Genomic DNA, 16,708 nt, shown 5'->3' on the forward strand with positions numbered 1-16,708 from the left:
TTTTTCTAAAAAAGCTGTATCTGACGGTCACTTAGTGACGAAACTTTAGTACCTAAATCAACAACAATCATTTCAGCTATTGGCAACAATTGTTTGTTAACATAAATGCCATAATCGTAATTATGGTGACCTGTGTAGTACTCAGCGCCGTTAGCGGTGTAAACATATTTAATTATTTGTCCACGCTGAAATCCAAGATGAGGATTGTCAGCTAAGTACTGTTTCGCTGCTTTAACGTGGGGAGGGATGTTTTTTTGGTAATCAGTTAAATGCTGACCCAGGCGTTTGCGATAGATTAACTTAGCGTCAAACTCACCTGCATATAGTTTTTTAACATACCTATCAAAGGCTTGAAAAATTAATTCTTGGCTATAATTTTCAGCAAATAATATCTCAAATAATTCTGTTTGAAACTCATGAGCAAGTTCTGTCCAATCACTCCTTACGGTTTCCATACCTTTAAAAACTAATTTTGAAGCACCATTTTTTTCGACTTTTCCTACATAACGCTTTTTTGAACCCATTGTTTTGCCTCTAATAGTGGGCATAAAAAATGGGCTATAGTGAGTTTCGTACTCAATTTCTAAAAAGCTGTCTATTTTATAGTCTTTCTGCAAAACCTGCTGCCAGCGTTTGTTAATTTTCTCCGCCAGTTTCGTACCGATTTCATTACAGTTTAGTGAATTTAGATCATCATCAAGCTTAACAAAGGTCGAATCTGTATCACCATAAATGACGTTGTAGCCCCACTCCTCTATCCATTGCTTAGTTGTTTGCATTATCTCATGGCCACGCAAAGTAATTGAACTCGACAATCTCGGGTCATAAAAGCGACAACCTTTAGAGCCAAGTACACCATATAAGCTATTCATGATGATTTTAATTGCCTGCGAGAGCATAGGTTGGTTTTTATCTTTGGCCATTTGCCTTGTTGCTGCAAGTTCACGAATAAGCTCAGGTAGATGGTGCTCAGTACGTGAAAACTGTGCTTGGTTAAAGCCTTCGATTGCGTCATCTGGCTTTTTTAACCCTTCAATTAGTCCCAGAGGGTCTATACAAAATGTACGCATTATTGATGGATAGAGGCTTTTGTAATCAAGCACCAAGATATTCTTATATAGGCCCGGCTGCGATGACATAACATAACCACCTGGGCTGTCAAAACTTAACCCATGATCGCCTAAATTAGGGGCTACATAGCCACTTCTATGCAGTAGCGGCAGATAAAGGTTAGTGAAAGCCGCAACTGAGCCGCCCATTCGTTCTAATTCAAGTCCGGTGAGTTGGCTTCTTACAACTGCAAAATCGAGTAATTTTAATTTCTCAAAAATCCGCAGAACTAAAATACAGTCTTGCCTGTTGTAATTAGCAAGAGACAGTTTGTCTTCATTAAACTGGCGAATAATTTCTTCAAGACGATTATCTGTGCTGATCAGCTTCTCTTCACCAAGTTCGATACTCGCTACATTGGCAAGACTGAAACTGTCGTAGTGATAAGTGGCATTTTTTAAGGTATCAATACCATCAATAACTACGCGACCAGGCATTGTTATGCGAGTAATGTTTCCCGAGCGCACGCGCATTATTTCTTTGTTGCGACCAAGCTTTAGAGATATACCTAACGCCTCAGCTCTTGCGTGAAGCACACTGAAGTCAAATTCAATAACATTCCAACCAATCAGTACATCAGGATCAATTCGCTGAATTTCATTTTCAAACTGAGTAAGAAGATCTATTTCATCTTCACACCAATTGATTTGATAATCTAGATGAGCCGTTGGCTCTGGGCGCCCTATCATTAAGACTTTATCAATGCCTTTTCCGACTAAGCCAATAGAAAATAGTACGCCTTCGCCATTACACTCAATATCAATAGAAACATGTTTGAAAAAAGGTCTAAATTCATTGTTTGGTTTTAATTTAGCGTTCTTTAACAGTCGAAAACCGCTTCGTATTTGTATTTCACCTTTTACCCATACTGAGCCTTTAATGAAACGCTCCATCAAAAATCTGTCAATTGGCCTAACATCATCTTCAAAAGTAACTAGTTGTGAACTTTTTAAAACCTTAATGGCGCTGTAGTAATCTTTTAACGATTTAAAATAACAGCATATCACCGACTGATTTTGGAAGTTTTTTAGTTTGGCATCAGCAAAACGAGCATGAATGTTTTGATTTTGTAATAGTCGCTTTGCAGCAGTTACTTGGTTTTCAGGAATGAAAAATACCACCTCTTGGTGCTCAACCTGTACTTTTAAAGGGCCGTTTTCACACCAGAGCCAAAACACAAAACTAACCCCTGATGAGCTATCAAACGCTTCTTTAGAAAGGATAAAACCTGTATCTGTAACCATTTACTTCAAATATCTATTACGGAAGGGGTATAGTACACCCTAACTACATAAAATTATAAGAGCCAATTATGAGCCCAATTGATGCGATTAATAACGCAAAGACACTCGTTGCTACAGAACCACATAAAGCTAAAGTTATGTTGTTAGAGGTACTCAATGAAAATCCAGAATATCACGATGGCTGGGCTTTACTTGCTAATATTCACAAACTACTGCAAGAGCATGAACAACAGCAAAGTGCACTCAAACAATATGAAATGATTCATTGGTTTAATAAACAATTAGACACGGCTAAACAACAATTAACCAATCAAAACCCTCTGCAAGCGCAGCAAACCATTCAGCAATTATTAAAATTAGTACCAAATGAATATAGAGCACTCGAAACGCTGGCTGAGATCGCATTTAAAGTGGGTGATAGCAAAGCTTACTTTGCAATATCAAAACATAACCTTGAGAACAACTCGCAAAAACAAACTGTTAAAGAAAGCTACTGTAAAGCCCTACTCAATACCAAGCAATTTGATGAGTTAATCTCTTTTTACCACTCTTCGATATCTTCACCGACATTATACATTGAGAGCCTATTAGCGATCGCTCATGTAAAATTAATGCAATTTGATGAAGCTACAACCATCTATAACAAGTTACTTGATGCAAACTATTACGCAGCCCAATGCCACCTTCGCCTTGGCAACATTGAAAAAATAAAAGGAAATACAGGGCTTGCAATTGATCACTACAAACAAGCACTGCAAATAGATAAAAGACTTGGTGAGGCTTACTGGAATTTAGCAAACTTAAAGACATACATTTTTGACAGTAAGGATGTAGACTTTCTAGAACAGCTCACGCAAGCTGCTAAGCCAAACCTTAATAGTGCTCAATTCTATTTTGCGCTCGCAAAGGCATATGAACAACAAGGTAACTTCAGCTTATCATTTGCGATGTTAGAAAAAGCGAACAGTATTCAAAAGTCACTAACTCCCTATAAGCCGAGTAATTTCACTTCTCGTTGCACGCAACATTTAACTCAAAAGCCAATGGCTCATAATGCATTTGATGAGTCGTTACAGCTGATTTTTATCGTCAGCTTACCCCGCAGTGGCTCTACCTTAGTTGAGCAAATTTTAGCAAGCCACCCTGATGTTGATGCAAGTTATGAATTAACAGAAATTAACGCAATTGCGCGAGAGCTTGAGAGTAAAAAACTCTCAGATGTACCTTATGGCCTTGATAAACTTTCAGAACAAGATAAGACTCATTATGCCGCAAGGTATTTAAATTTTATTGCTCCACTACGCGGAAAAAATAAGGTCTTTATCGACAAACAACCCGCAAATTTTCATCATATCGCATTAATAAAAACTCTATTTCCAAACGCTAAAATTCTCGAAGTAACAAGAGATAAAGCCGCAACAGCATGGAGTTTATACAAGCATTCTTTTTCTGAGGGCCACGCCTATAGCTACGATTTCAAATCGCTTGCACAATATATAAATGATTACGCAGATTTAATGTCGCACTGGCACGCTCTTTATCCAGATGAAATCTTCAACGTTGACTATCAAAACCTTGTTAATGATTTTTCCAATACAGTTTCTGAGTTGCTTGATTATTGTAGTTTAGAAATGCATGAAAGCTGCATGAGCTTTTATAATCATCAGCGTCCGATAATGACACCAAGCTCAGAGCAAGTAAGACAACCGATTTACAAAGATGCTTTAACGCAATGGACAAATTATAAAGTTCACTTAGAGCCGCTATTGAAGCTAATAAAATAATAATCAAACAAGTCGCTTGTAGTTGCCCGGTTAAATCTCTAAAATTCATTACTGTAATTATATACATACTTTAGGTTTTCTGGGCATGCTTTCTGACTCTTTAAAAAAAACAATTCGGCAAATTCATAAGCATGTTGCTGATAACCTCACCGATTATCGCCCTCGAAGCAGTCAAAACTATTTAGTTGCCGAGATAGCAAAAACTCTGGCTGGCGAGTATCACAAGAGCCAACGAATTTGTGTTATTGAGGCAGGCACAGGGACCGGCAAGTCGTTGGCGTATTGTTTAGGGGCATTGCCTTTAGCGATGGCCAAGAAAAAGAAATTAGTGATTTCGACGGCAACCGTTGCCCTACAAGAGCAGTTAATTAGTAAGGAGCTGCCTTTTTTTAAAGAGCACTCTGGCCTGGACATCAAGTTTGATTTAGTGAAAGGTCGACAGCGTTATATCTGTGCACAAAAACTCAGTGCCGCCGTTAATGGCGACAGTCAAACGCAAATGGAGTTTATGCCGACCCTGTCATCGCCGCTATCTGATATGGAAACCAAATGCTTAAAGCAACTTTATGATGCTTATTCAAAAAAGCAATGGCAAGGTGACCGCGATAGCTGGGCTGATACTATTCCTGATAAAGTGTGGAATTTAATTGCCTGTGATAAGCATTCATGCCAACGACAAATGCGCGCTCATCAGCTCTGCCCTTTTCATATGGCACGTCAGCGTCTTATGCAAATGGATGTGCTAGTGATCAACCATTCTTTATTACTGGCTGATCTTGATTTGGGTGGCGGTAAAATTTTACCTGAACCTGACGACACGATTTATGTAATCGATGAAGCGCACCATTTAGCGCACATCACCCGCGATTTTTCTTCTGCTGCAGCAACCATTAAAGGCACTATAGACTGGCTCGACAAGCTGGTTAAATTTGCTGGTAAAATGGCTAATGTGCTCGTAGGTCAAAAAGCGATTGGGCAAAACTTTAAGCTCAGTGACAGTATCAATGATGCTGGTAAGAACTTAAAAGTGGTGCGTGATATTCTTGATAACGCAGACTTTAACTATAACAGTGATGACACCTATCGTTTTGAGCACGGTGAAATCCCAGCATCTTTACATACCAAAGCAAAAGATATTAGCGATGCCACCCTTGATGCCCTAAGAGCACTCAACAAGATGCACGATACCCTAGTGCAAGACGTAAGTGATGGCGATATAAAACCTTATGTGGCCGATCCAATCTTGGCTGAAAGTGGTCAGTACATTAATCGCCTAGAGTTATTGAACAAGCTGTGGTTTAGCTACGCCACAAAAGGCGAAGGTATTCCCCATGCGCGATGGATAAAACGCTTGGAATATAAGAACCATCACGACCATTTACTCAGTGATTGCCCTATTGAAGTTGGCTATTACCTAAAAGATAAATTATGGAATCAATGCGCGGGTGCCGTACTTTGTTCAGCCACCTTAACTGCATTGGGTTCATTTGATCACTTTGCCTATGAATGCGGTCTTGCCAAAGAAGAAGGCGTAAAATACATAAAAGTCCCTTCTCCGTTTGATTACCCAAAACAAGCGACGCTACATATCCCTGCCAGCCATATTGAGCCGACCGATAAAGCGTTTAGCGACCACTTGGCTGAGCAATTACCTAAGTTCCTTGATGATAAAAAAGCAAATTTAGTGTTGTTTGCCTCTTACTGGCAGATGGATCATGTTGTTAAAGCGCTGCGTAGCAAAGGAATTGAGGTCTTAGTGCAAGGTGAAATGTCTCGTGAAGCTCTGCTTAAAAAGCATAAAGCTAATATAGATTTAGGCCGTGCTAGCTATTTATTTGGCACTCAAAGTTTATCTGAGGGTCTTGATTTACCGGGTAAGTACCTAGAAAACCTGGTAATTACAAAAATTCCATTTGCGGTACCCACCTCACCAATAGAAGAAGCTCAGGCTGAGTTTGTGCAAAGTAAAGGTGGCAATCCGTTTCTTTCGATAACCGTACCTGATGCGGCAAAGAAATTAGTACAAAGCTGTGGTAGACTGCTGCGCAAAGAAAATGATCAGGGTCGCATTACTATCCTTGATCGCCGTTTAGTGACCAAGCGATATGGCAAAGCCATGCTCGATACCTTGCCACCTTTTAAAAGACAAATTGATTATTAATGTTTGAATTAGCTTTAGACCCAGCAACCTGGGCACTATTATGCGCAGTCGCACTGGCAGCGGGCTTTATTGATGCAATTGCAGGCGGTGGCGGGATGTTAACTGTGCCAGCGCTATTAACTGCAGGCTTACCGCCCCACCTCACCTTAGGCACAAATAAACTTGCAGCGAGTTTTGGCTCATTGACGGCCAGCGTGACTTATTTTCGTAAAAAGTTGTTCAACCCACGGTTTTGGGCTGCGTCCATTTTAGCAACAGCCATTGGTGCACTCATAGGTACTTTAGTGGTTGATTACTTAAGTATTGAATTTTTAAATAAATTACTACCAGTGGTGATTATTTTAGTTGCTTGTTACAGCTTATTTGGCAGCTTAAGTACAACTGAGCATAACGAGCTACCAGAGCTTGATGGTAAAACTAAAGTTAAACAATGGCTGCAAGGTCTTGGACTTGGTTTTTTTGATGGTTTAGCAGGCCCAGGAACTGGTACCTTTTGGACCGCATCAAATAGCCTATTATATAAAATGAGCTTATTGCTTAACTGTGGCCTTGCCCGCTCAATGAACTTTGTTTCAAACTTTATTTCTTTAATCACATTCGTGGCGCTTGGCCATGTGAACTTTTTACTTGGTATTACAATGGGCTTTTTCTTGATGCTTGGAGCATGGTTAGGAGCACATTCAGCAATTAAGTTTGGTGGTAAAATGATCCGCCCAGTGTTTAACACTGTGGTTATAGTGTTAGCGTTAAAGTTGATCTATGAGGCTTATTTATAAATGCAATCGACTGCTTTTGATAAACTACGTTCACAAATTGAAAGGCTCAAACAATTAGCCACACAATTTGATAAGGGTAATTTATTTGCTAAAAACCGCTATATGCAAGCCCAACCAAGTTTGTTTGATAAAGCCGTGTTTAGCACAAAAAGTATGAAGCTGGCTGACTACGTAAGCGAAATCGAAGATGAACTAAACAGCCTGCCGCCTGCTGAGCATCGCCATGCCTACCAATATGCGCTTGAGCGCATTACCCTTCAGGTAGAAGCGGTATTTAATGTGATCAAATCAACCCCAGTTTGGGCTAAAGAAAATAAGTATAGTTTTAAGCCAAAAGCTAAACCACAGGTTTATAAGCAAGCAGTTAAAAAAATCATGCAGTCATCCCATGAACTGTATGACGAACTAAAACAAAACCATGAGTTTGAACGCCGGTTAGTATTGATGATCGAAGAGCGAAAACTAAAACTTGAAGCTGCAAATACACAGCAAGCAGCCGAAATTAACAAAGAAATACTCGCATTACACGCAAGACTTGGCCGTTGTCGTAAGGCAATTTCTGCCACTGAAGACAAAATTCAACAGGTCGAGAAACAGCATCTGAGATAATGTTTTACTACCATCCAAGTTATTCAGCGTTAGCTTTACCTGAGCGTCACCGCTTTCCCATTGATAAATATCGTTTGTTAAAAAAGCTTGTCAGCAACTTTATTGATGAGCAGCACTTCATTACCCCACAACAAGCCACTAAAGCGCAGCTTACTCTGTGCCATAACCCCGACTATGTCGACGCATTTTTAGCTGGTAATCTTGATAGCAAAGCAATTAAAAAAATGGGCTTTCCTTGGTCCACTGAATTGGTTGAACGAACACTTTACTCTGTTGGGGCGAGTATTCAAGGCGCTGAGTTTGCCATACAACAGGGTGCTGCTTTTAACCTAAGTGGTGGTTATCATCATGCTTTTACGGGATATGGTAGTGGCTTTTGTATTTTTAATGACTTAGCGATAGCTGCTGCACACTTGATTGATACTGAGCAAGCCGACACCGTATTAATCTTTGACTGTGACGTTCACCAAGGAGACGGCACAGCTGAAGTTACGGAACTACATCCTCAAATAATTAGCTGCTCAATTCATTGTCAGCAAAACTTCCCGCGTATTAAGCAGCAATCAAACTACGATTTTGCTTTAGAGCATGGCACTTCAGATGCAGAATACCTGGAGACAGTCAAACAAGCTTTAGCCCTAACAACTAGACTCCACCAGCCAGATATCATTTTGTATAACGCCGGCGCAGACATCGCAACAGATGACGAGTTAGGGCACTTTCAAGTGAGTTTAGAGGGAGTGTATCAACGTGACTATTTTGTATTAAACCAAGCAAAGGAAGCTGATATCCCAGTGTTTGCAGCTATGGGCGGTGGCTATCAACGAAATGTAAGCCGTTTGGTTGATGTACATGGCCAGCTTTTTAGGGCTGCTGTCGATTTATTTTAAAGCTTGGTATACACTTAAAAAGACTTTTTAATTAGGCTCACTCTGTATGAAATTGCATGACGACATTCACAACTACTATGAAAAATTAGTTGTCGAAGACATCACTAAGCGCAACTTAGAATCAACCTATAGTGATGATGTTATGGCAGATTTATGCTGCACCGTATTAAATCAACTGCCAGCCCGCTACATCCGCTACGATGTCGATATGGAATTTTACTTACCACAAACAGAGCGTATTAAAATGGAGCAACAAGTGCAAACTGCTATCGATGTGGCCATCAGCCAAGTTGCTAAGAAAAAGGAACTGCAAAAATGAGCAATGAGTTAGAAAGCGCACCTAACTATATAAAAATTGCTGTTGATCTCATTATGCTCTTAGAGCAAAACGACGTTCCCGCCGAAGATGTATTAGCAGCTTTAGAAATCGTAAAGTCTGATTTCGAAAAGAAACTCCCACAATCAACTGATTAATAGTCCGAAAATGGCGAGTATTGGGGCATAAATTTGGTATGCTCAGGTTTTATAATTTAAGAATGTAAAACCATGTCATTGCCAAGTTTATTACGCTTATTCATCCTTGCTGCTATTTGGGGCGCTTCCTTCTTATTTATGCGCATGGCAGCGAATAGCTTAGGCCCTGCAGTATTAATTGAGTTAAGAGTCGGCTTTGCAGCAATAACACTGTTTATTTTTGCGCTGTACTTACGCAAGAAACTTGCGTTCGCGACCCACAAAAAGCATTTTTTCATTATTGGCGCGCTTAATTCCGCCATTCCTTTTTTATTGTTTGCCTATGCAGCACAAACAATTAATGCATCTACCTTATCCATATTAAACTCAACAACGCCAATTTGGGGTGCCATAGTCGGTATTATTTGGAGTAAAACAAAACCCACTAAAAGTATGTTGCTTGGCTTGCTATTAGGCTTAACGGGCGTAGCCATTTTAGTGGGGCAAAATAGCCTCACTATCGACAGCCAAGCTATCACAGCAATTGTTGCGGCATTGTGTGCTTCACTCAGCTACGCCATCGCATCCCATTACACTAAACATGCACCTAAGTTATCTGCTTTTGATAATGCCCATGGCAGTATGTGGGCGGCGAGTATCATGGTGCTGCCGCTTATTTTTGTTATTCCTGCCAGAGAAATGCCAAGTAACGAGGTTATGCTTGGTGTGGTGGCACTCGGAGTGCTGTGTACTGCAGTGGCATATATCTTGTTCTTTCGCTTGATTGATGACATTGGCCCAACCTCTGCGTTGACTGTTACTTTTTTGATTCCACTTTTTGGCATAGTGTGGGGAAATTTAATTTTAGATGAGCAAATTGGTCCCAATACCTTGGTTGGCGCACTCTGTGTTATCGCAGGTACCATGCTCGTTACAGGCTTTATTCGCATCAAGCCGTTTCTAAAACGAAACACCTTGTAACAGAATGCAAATTGCATTTTTAAATACAATCTATACTCTATTATACCAATTCGCTTAATTAAGTAGTCTATTTTGAGGCAATAAAACCTCGTTGATAACAAGGCAAAAATTTCGTTATTTAGTTGTTCTAAATGAGAAATTTTTAACGCAGTTAGCGACAGGTTTAATCCCTCAAAATGATTAAGTATTATAGTGAATTGGTATTGGGTACTAAAAAGGAAGGAGAAGTGTATGTCAGGTACTACCATGGTGGTGTTAATCGTGCTGATATCAGTTGGCTCTGGGGTAATTTATGATATGTATAAAAAACACCTTGAGTTTAAATCACGAACTTTAAAAAATTCAAAAGAAGCCAACGAACATGTAGCCGAAGTAACAAAAGAGCTGCAAGAGCTAAGAGAGCGAGTACAAACTCTCGAAGCCATTGTTACTGACTCTAGCTACAGCGTAAAACAAGAGATTAATAAACTTTAATTAAGTTAACTCTAATTAAGACAATAATGCCCTGTATTGTTCAAGCACAGGCTGATAATAATCGGCGTCTTGATTTAACATACGTTGGTAATGAGCACATAACTGCTTTAAATACGTTTGGTGCTCTTTACTTGTTAGCTGCCACATTGAGTGCCCTACTCGAGTGATCTGTTGCGAGGATGACGCACTCATGGCTATAACTTCATAAAATCGTTTGTTTTCACACACTAACTGCTCAGAGACGAGCCCCAATGGCAGTGTTTGTAAATAGCTACGAACTTGATAACTGTGATGTACAGGGCAAACAATAAAGTCGATGTGCGTATTTGGCTGTTGGCTTACAATCTTCGCTAAGAACTGCACTAACAACTCACCACCCACTCCAGCAATAATAACAAGATGGCGTTTTTTAGGATCTGGTGAAATCATTGCTACATCTTGGCAATGTACCTGCCAACGGCCGCGTTGCTCTCTTTTAGCAAAACGTTCGAGTTTATCACCTAGTGCCTGCATTAACTCAGGCACAATATCAACAAAATGTATAAGCGGTGCTTTATCTTTCTGTAGCAGCTCAATGCCTAACAAACCGTGATCACAGCAACAATCCCAGATTTCGTCATAACCTGAATCTACCACATCAATGATGGCTGATAGTCGTTTACTCAGTGCCATTAGTTTGCTGTTTTATAAACTAACGCTTTTAAGCTGCGATCACTGTCTACTTCAATAAAACCATCGGTAGGAGCTAATCGCTCAACAAAACTAATTGCTCCTTGTGTATGATCGCTAATGAGTTCTTTAAACGCCTGCTCTGAAAGCTCAGGGCTATTGGCACACAGTAATAATTGGGTGTTTTCATTTAACAGCTCAGGTAAACGACGCAAGATTTTTTGATAATCCTTGGTCAATATAAAGCTGCCCTTTTGAAAGCTCGGTGGATCAACAATGATTAATTCATACGGCGCTGATTTTTTTAGTTTACCGAATGATTTTAAAATATCGTGCGGAAAATAACTAACCCCTTGAGCAAAACCATTTAACTGATGGTTTTGTTTACCAGTTCGCAGCACCCCTTTATTCATATCCATATTAATAACTTGGTCAGCACCGCCTTGCATTGCTGCAACAGAGAAGCCACACGTGTATGAAAATAGGTTGAGCACTTTTGCATTTTTACTATTGGCTTGAACAAACTCTCGGCCACGGCGCATATCAGGGAAAATCCCAGTATTTTGGCGACTCAATAAATCGACTTTAAACTTAATACCATTTTCACTGACATGGTGCTCTTGGGGTAATTCACCAAACATTAGGGCATTACGAGTGTTAATGCCGCTACGTTGTTGGTAAACCAATGCACTTACAAGCTCTGGCGCATTCTGTTGCGCCCATTGCCACAGGGTATCAGTTAATTGCGCTAGCACTTGTTCATCTATTTCTTCATATGAAACTAAAAAAAGTGCTGGCGGATAAAAGTCTAAGTTTATGTGGCTCAGCTCAGCGACTGAGTGACCACGGCCATGGAATACACGACATAATTCATTAGCAGCAAGTGGAGCCTCTGCTAAGGCATTTAAAATGGCAGAAAAATCGTTTGTCATCATCTTTAGTTAATTAACTGTTGTTGTAATTCGTGAATTTCATCACGCACAGACGCCGCTTTTTCAAACTCAAGATCGCTAGCATAAGCATGCATTTTCGCTTCAAGGGTTTTGATTTGGCTAGCAATATCTTTCGCGCTGAGCACTTGTTTAGACTCTTTACGCACCAACTTAAGGTTATCTTTCGGACTTGCCTCTTCACCCACATCCATAATATCGGTGATACTTTTAACCAGTGCTTGCGGCTCTATACCATGCTCAAGGTTATAAGCTTGTTGTTTTTCACGGCGACGGTCTGTTTCATCAATGGCTTGTCGCATCGAGTTAGTTATGCGGTCGCCATACAGAATCGCTTTACCATTTAAGTGACGTGCAGCACGACCAATGGTTTGAATAAGTGAGCGAGTCGAACGTAAGAAGCCTTCTTTATCTGCATCAAGTATCGCAACAAGTGAAACCTCTGGCATATCGAGACCTTCTCGCAATAAGTTAATGCCCACTAACACATCAAACACACCGGCACGTAAATCACGGATAATTTCGACTCGTTCAACGGTGTCGATGTCTGAGTGCAAGTAGCGAACTTTTACATCATGGTCGTTGAGATAGTCGGTTAAATCTTCTGCCATGCGCTTAGTTAAAGTAGTAACAAGTACCCGCTCGTTCACTTCAACTCGTTTATAGATCTCAGAAAGTAAGTCATCAACCTGGGTGCCCACAGGGCGCACTTCAATTTCTGGATCAATAAGCCCGGTTGGACGAATGACCTGCTCAGCAACCTCCCCTGATGAGCGCTCAAGCTCAAAGTCACCAGGTGTTGCCGACACATAAATAGTTTGCGGCGCAATAGCTTCAAATTCTTCAAAGCGTAATGGGCGGTTATCTAATGCCGATGGCAAGCGAAAGCCATACTCAACAAGATTTTCCTTACGGCTTCTATCGCCTTTATACATAGCACCAATTTGCGACACAGTAACGTGTGATTCATCAATAATCATCAATGCATCATCAGGTAGGTAATCTAATAATGTCGGAGGTGGATCGCCTGGTGTTCTACCTGATAAGTAACGCGAGTAGTTTTCAATGCCTGAGCAATAACCAAGCTCGGTCATCATTTCAATATCGTACTGGGTGCGCTGAGCAATACGCTGCTCTTCCACAAGTTTGTTGGCACTAAGTAGCTGAGCTCGGCGGTCTTTAAGCTCACCTTTAATTTTATCAATGGCATCAAGAATTTTTTCACGGGGAGTTACATAGTGGGTTTTCGGATAAATAGTCGCGCGCACAATGTGCTTTTCAACAGCCCCTGTAAGCGGGTCAAAAATACTTAAACGTTCAATTTCATCGTCAAACATTTCCACACGAACTGCGTAAGTATCCGATTCAGCAGGAAATATATCGACCACTTCGCCACGTACACGGTATGTACCGCGGCTAAATTCAATATCGTTTCGAGTATATTGCAGTTCAGCAAGACGACGCAGCATATCGCGCTGATCGACGGTTTCACCCACTTTAAGCAAGAGCATCATCTTCATGTATGAGTCAGGGTCGCCCAAACCATAAATAGCAGACACCGAAGCCACAATAATGGTATCGCGTCGCTCAAGCAGCGCTTTGGTGGCACTTAAACGCATTTGTTCAATATGCTCATTGATGGAGGCGTCTTTTTCAATAAAGGTATCGCTGGCAACAACGTAGGCTTCTGGCTGGTAATAATCGTAATAAGATACAAAATACTCAACCGCATTATGAGGGAAGAACTCTTTCATTTCGCCATAAAGCTGTGCAGCGAGTGTTTTGTTGTGTGCCATGATGATAGTTGGACGATTCAAATCATTAATAATATTGGCCATGGTGAAGGTTTTACCCGTTCCCGTAGCCCCTAATAATGTTTGATGCGCAAGCCCAGCCTCTAGGCCATCTTTTAATTGCGCTATTGCCGTTGGTTGGTCACCACTTGGCTGAAATTTCGAAACTAGTTGGAAATGGTCGCTCATGAATGACACTCCTTCATATATGACTCACTTAACCCATCAACTTCTTTAATAAACCATTTATAGGCAACCATTGCAGTGAATAAGTTACCAATCGCCGCACCAATAAATAAACCGGTTAAGCCTGCAATTTCGCTGCCTATATAAGCAAAAGGTACATAAAAAACAAACAGACGTACTACACTTAAAATCAGTGCATTCATTGGTTTATGCAGGGCATTAAATGAAGAGTTAGATAAAATAATCACCCCTTGCAAGCCATAACTCAATGGCAAGATATAAATGAATAACTTAATTACATCCATTACTGCTTGCTCTTTACCAAATACATCAGCGATAAAGCCAGAGGTTAACAGCAGTAAAATATAAATAGCGAACTGCCAAATCATCACGAATTTCAAGGTTTTTGTGTAGGCTTCTTTAACACGCTCAAACTTACCTGCCCCAAAGTTTTGACTCACAAATGGCGGCAAGGTCATCGACAAAGCAAGCACCACAAGGCTTGCAATAGATTCAATTCGACTGCCTACACCAAACGCCGCAACCGCTTCAGGACCATGTTTAGCCACTAATGCTGTCATGACCGCCATGGCAATAGGTGTCAGCATATTTGCGCCAGCCGCAGGTAAACCAATTTTAAGAATTTTACGAATCGAGCTAAGCGGCGTTTGTACACCAGCATGCAAACTCAATAGACCATTTTTTACCGCAAGGATGTATAAAATGATAACGACAGCAACTGACCATGCAATAACACTAGCAATAGCTGCGCCTTGAATACCTAATGCCGGAACGGGTCCAAAGCCAAAAATAAGTATAGGGTCTAAAATAGCATTAATCAGCCCTGCTCCCCCCATAACAATACTTGGCGTTTTAGTATCGCCACTGGCTCTAAGTACAGAGTTGCCAACCATAGGGGTAATTAGAAATACGCTGCCTAAGAACCACACACTCATATACTCATGAATAAGCGGTAAGACTAATTCGCCTGCTCCAAGTAACTTAAAGATCGGATCTATTAATAAATAACCTACTACAGATAAACTAAACACCATCACCACCGATACCAACAACGACATGCTGGCATCAAAACGTGCTTCATCTAACTTATCACTACCAAGTGCTTTAGCTATCACCGCAGAGGTACCTATCCCTAAACCAATTGCAAGGCTAATAACAGTAAAAGTAACAGGAAAGGTAAAACTGACAGCGGCGAGAGGCTCTGTACCTAACAAACTAATGAAGAAGGTATCAACCAAATTAAACATCATTAGGGTGATCATGCCAAAGATCATTGGGATGGTCATTTTTTTCAAGGTTGGCAGAATGGGTGAGTTTAAAAGATCAGGTTTAGTTTTGCTCTGCGGTTTCACGCTCATGGGAATACTTTGCCTCTTTTTCTGAACCTGTAAGTTTAAAGCATCCTTCTCTTGCAAGCTATGCTTTATTAACAGAATCAAAATTCATACACAAAACTATTACTTTTGGCGCTTTGACATAAAAATAACCACTAACCCTCATAAAAAACAATATAAAAACAAGTTTAATAGCTTTGTTACAATTAAAAGGCAGTATTCGCTGTTTTTTTACACAATAAATAGCGCCATTTCATCGTCACGAATAAATTTACTCATCAATTCAGCAAGGCTTCAGATAAAATCACTAACACATTGATTTAAAATGAATTAAAAAAAGTGAATTAAATACTTGAAATTGCTGTAGCCCTCGAAAATCCTAGCACTATAGCTGTTCTTAAAGTTTAATAAACAGAGTTATCCACAGAAACCGTGGATAACTCTCTAGAAGCCGCAAATATAAAGGCTTTTAAGGCTAGCCTGAAATGCACAATACTATAAATAGCAAAGCATCTTGTTTTAACCGTTTTATAAGTTTAGTGAAAAGAAGGCGCAAAAAATGTTCTACAGCTACGTGAACTTTAGTATGACAATTAAAATACAAGGAAAGATTACAAGCTAAACATCTGATAAAAAGAACTAAAATTACCTTGTGTATAATTGAAGCCAACTAATTTTAGAATTTTCTATCAAAAATCGGGGTACCCTACCTTTACCTCATTAAGGAAATACACGAAAAAATATCAGGAGTGGGAACTGCCACGAAAAGAATTAGATCTATTTTTTGCCATCCGAAAAAAACATTACATAAATAGTGATTTCCTCGATTTGGTAAAGAATGACTTAGCAAAGAAACCTTTTTTATATTTTTAAAAAATGACTCAGCTCAAAAAGCATGCAAAAAAGTGATGCATTCGACATAGATCCCCCGCTGCTAAGCAAAAAATGTTGAGCTTTTCAGCTACATTTTGCTCAGATCGAACATAAAAACATCGAATAAGCTTCTTTTTTGAATTTATGAAGTTTTTATGTTGACACTTTGCAATGCTGTCATTAATATTTCGCCCCGTTGAAAGGCATGACGCTTCCCCCTTAGCTCAGTTGGTTAGAGCGACGGACTGTTAATCCGCAGGTCCCCCGTTCGAGTCGGGGAGGGGGAGCCAAGTTTTTCAATCATAAACGATTCCCCCTTAGCTCAGTTGGTTAGAGCGACGGACTGTTAATCCGCAGGTCCCCCGTTCGAGTCGGGGAGGGGGAGCCAAGTTTATGAATA

General features: G+C 40.2%; 14 protein-coding genes and 2 tRNA genes. 11 read left to right on the forward strand and 5 right to left on the reverse strand.

Translation table 11 applies throughout. From position 1 onward, the window contains the following. Nucleotides 1-5: 5 nt before the first annotated feature. Nucleotides 6-2,354, reverse strand: a complete 2,349-nt coding sequence (locus PASHI_RS21590) for a DNA polymerase II (RefSeq protein WP_062567010.1) — start codon at nucleotides 2,352-2,354, stop codon at nucleotides 6-8. Between the two features lie 68 nt (nucleotides 2,355-2,422). On the opposite strand from PASHI_RS21590, the gene PASHI_RS21595 reads away from it, so the two are divergent. The 9 genes from PASHI_RS21595 to PASHI_RS21630 all read left to right on the forward strand — a co-directional run bounded on the left by PASHI_RS21595 (nucleotide 2,423) and on the right by PASHI_RS21630 (nucleotide 10,482). Further along, nucleotides 2,423-4,138 carry a tetratricopeptide repeat-containing sulfotransferase family protein gene (locus tag PASHI_RS21595; RefSeq protein ID WP_062567011.1) on the forward strand — a complete coding sequence of 572 codons (1,716 nt, stop codon included), beginning with the start codon at nucleotides 2,423-2,425 and terminating at the stop codon, nucleotides 4,136-4,138. 85 nt (nucleotides 4,139-4,223) lie between these two features. After that, nucleotides 4,224-6,299, forward strand: a complete 2,076-nt coding sequence (gene dinG / locus PASHI_RS21600) for an ATP-dependent DNA helicase DinG (protein ID WP_058583755.1) — start codon at nucleotides 4,224-4,226, stop codon at nucleotides 6,297-6,299. Further along, on the forward strand, nucleotides 6,299-7,075 hold the full coding sequence (locus PASHI_RS21605; RefSeq protein ID WP_062567012.1) for a TSUP family transporter: 777 nt from the start codon (nucleotides 6,299-6,301) through the stop codon (nucleotides 7,073-7,075). The genes dinG and PASHI_RS21605 overlap by 1 nt, the downstream gene beginning before the upstream one ends. Continuing rightward, nucleotides 7,076-7,684 carry a primosomal replication protein gene (locus tag PASHI_RS21610; protein ID WP_062567013.1) on the forward strand — a complete coding sequence of 203 codons (609 nt, stop codon included), beginning with the start codon at nucleotides 7,076-7,078 and terminating at the stop codon, nucleotides 7,682-7,684. Next, complete coding sequence (locus PASHI_RS21615) at nucleotides 7,681-8,574, forward strand: histone deacetylase family protein (RefSeq protein WP_208855504.1); 894 nt, start codon at nucleotides 7,681-7,683, stop codon at nucleotides 8,572-8,574. Before PASHI_RS21610 ends, PASHI_RS21615 begins: the two co-directional genes overlap by 4 nt. A gap of 46 nt (nucleotides 8,575-8,620) precedes the next feature. Further along, the gene (locus tag PASHI_RS21620) at nucleotides 8,621-8,893 is read left to right on the forward strand and encodes a late competence development ComFB family protein (RefSeq protein ID WP_062567015.1); all 273 of its coding nucleotides are present in this window, start codon (nucleotides 8,621-8,623) and stop codon (nucleotides 8,891-8,893) included. Further along, complete coding sequence (locus PASHI_RS21925) at nucleotides 8,890-9,048, forward strand: YbaM family protein (protein ID WP_082710998.1); 159 nt, start codon at nucleotides 8,890-8,892, stop codon at nucleotides 9,046-9,048. The genes PASHI_RS21620 and PASHI_RS21925 overlap by 4 nt, the downstream gene beginning before the upstream one ends. 72 nt (nucleotides 9,049-9,120) lie before the next feature. Further along, entirely contained in the window at nucleotides 9,121-10,008 is an 888-nt protein-coding gene (locus PASHI_RS21625; protein WP_062567016.1) for a DMT family transporter, read from the forward strand. Nucleotides 10,009-10,239: 231 nt separating this feature from the next. Further along, entirely contained in the window at nucleotides 10,240-10,482 is a 243-nt protein-coding gene (locus PASHI_RS21630; RefSeq protein WP_054563649.1) for a hypothetical protein, read from the forward strand. A 15-nt stretch (nucleotides 10,483-10,497) separates the two neighbouring features. On the opposite strand, the gene PASHI_RS21635 is transcribed toward PASHI_RS21630, so the two are convergent. The 4 genes from PASHI_RS21635 to PASHI_RS21650 are packed head-to-tail and all read right to left on the reverse strand — an operon-like array spanning nucleotide 10,498 to nucleotide 15,459. Next, complete coding sequence (locus PASHI_RS21635) at nucleotides 10,498-11,154, reverse strand: tRNA (adenine(22)-N(1))-methyltransferase (RefSeq protein ID WP_062567017.1); 657 nt, start codon at nucleotides 11,152-11,154, stop codon at nucleotides 10,498-10,500. Next, a complete protein-coding gene (locus PASHI_RS21640) occupies nucleotides 11,154-12,083 on the reverse strand; it encodes a class I SAM-dependent methyltransferase (RefSeq protein ID WP_062567018.1) in 930 nt (309 codons plus the stop codon). The genes PASHI_RS21635 and PASHI_RS21640 overlap by 1 nt, the downstream gene beginning before the upstream one ends. 5 nt (nucleotides 12,084-12,088) lie before the next feature. Next, on the reverse strand, nucleotides 12,089-14,083 hold the full coding sequence (uvrB, locus tag PASHI_RS21645) for an excinuclease ABC subunit UvrB (RefSeq protein ID WP_054563646.1): 1,995 nt from the start codon (nucleotides 14,081-14,083) through the stop codon (nucleotides 12,089-12,091). Then, nucleotides 14,080-15,459 (reverse strand): MATE family efflux transporter, encoded by a 1,380-nt coding sequence (locus PASHI_RS21650; protein WP_058583763.1) that lies wholly within the window; start codon nucleotides 15,457-15,459, stop codon nucleotides 14,080-14,082. Before PASHI_RS21650 ends, uvrB begins: the two co-directional genes overlap by 4 nt. A 1,062-nt stretch (nucleotides 15,460-16,521) precedes the next feature. On the opposite strand from PASHI_RS21650, the gene PASHI_RS21655 reads away from it, so the two are divergent. Both PASHI_RS21655 and PASHI_RS21660 read left to right on the forward strand, forming a co-directional pair. After that, nucleotides 16,522-16,598: transfer RNA gene (locus PASHI_RS21655), tRNA-Asn, on the forward strand. 21 nt (nucleotides 16,599-16,619) lie between these two features. Beyond that, a tRNA-Asn gene (locus tag PASHI_RS21660) sits at nucleotides 16,620-16,696 on the forward strand. Nucleotides 16,697-16,708: the final 12 nt, after the last annotated feature.

It is taken from the genome of Pseudoalteromonas shioyasakiensis (assembly GCF_001550135.1).
Lineage (GTDB): Bacteria > Pseudomonadota > Gammaproteobacteria > Enterobacterales > Alteromonadaceae > Pseudoalteromonas > Pseudoalteromonas shioyasakiensis.

Bases quoted from the DNA above. Each gene is read 5' to 3' on its own strand.
- PASHI_RS21650 (WP_058583763.1), bottom strand. From the start codon at position 15,459: ATGAGCGTGAAACCGCAGAGCAAAACTAAACCTGATCTTTTAAACTCA.
- PASHI_RS21595 (WP_062567011.1), top strand. From the start codon at position 2,423: ATGAGCCCAATTGATGCGATTAATAACGCAAAGACACTCGTTGCTACA.
- PASHI_RS21640 (WP_062567018.1), bottom strand. From the start codon at position 12,083: ATGACAAACGATTTTTCTGCCATTTTAAATGCCTTAGCAGAGGCTCCA.
- PASHI_RS21605 (WP_062567012.1), top strand. From the start codon at position 6,299: ATGTTTGAATTAGCTTTAGACCCAGCAACCTGGGCACTATTATGCGCA.
- PASHI_RS21590 (WP_062567010.1), bottom strand. From the start codon at position 2,354: ATGGTTACAGATACAGGTTTTATCCTTTCTAAAGAAGCGTTTGATAGC.
- PASHI_RS21630 (WP_054563649.1), top strand. From the start codon at position 10,240: ATGTCAGGTACTACCATGGTGGTGTTAATCGTGCTGATATCAGTTGGC.
- PASHI_RS21610 (WP_062567013.1), top strand. From the start codon at position 7,076: ATGCAATCGACTGCTTTTGATAAACTACGTTCACAAATTGAAAGGCTC.
- PASHI_RS21925 (WP_082710998.1), top strand. From the start codon at position 8,890: ATGAGCAATGAGTTAGAAAGCGCACCTAACTATATAAAAATTGCTGTT.
- PASHI_RS21625 (WP_062567016.1), top strand. From the start codon at position 9,121: ATGTCATTGCCAAGTTTATTACGCTTATTCATCCTTGCTGCTATTTGG.
- dinG (WP_058583755.1), top strand. From the start codon at position 4,224: ATGCTTTCTGACTCTTTAAAAAAAACAATTCGGCAAATTCATAAGCAT.
- PASHI_RS21635 (WP_062567017.1), bottom strand. From the start codon at position 11,154: ATGGCACTGAGTAAACGACTATCAGCCATCATTGATGTGGTAGATTCA.
- uvrB (WP_054563646.1), bottom strand. From the start codon at position 14,083: ATGAGCGACCATTTCCAACTAGTTTCGAAATTTCAGCCAAGTGGTGAC.
- PASHI_RS21620 (WP_062567015.1), top strand. From the start codon at position 8,621: ATGAAATTGCATGACGACATTCACAACTACTATGAAAAATTAGTTGTC.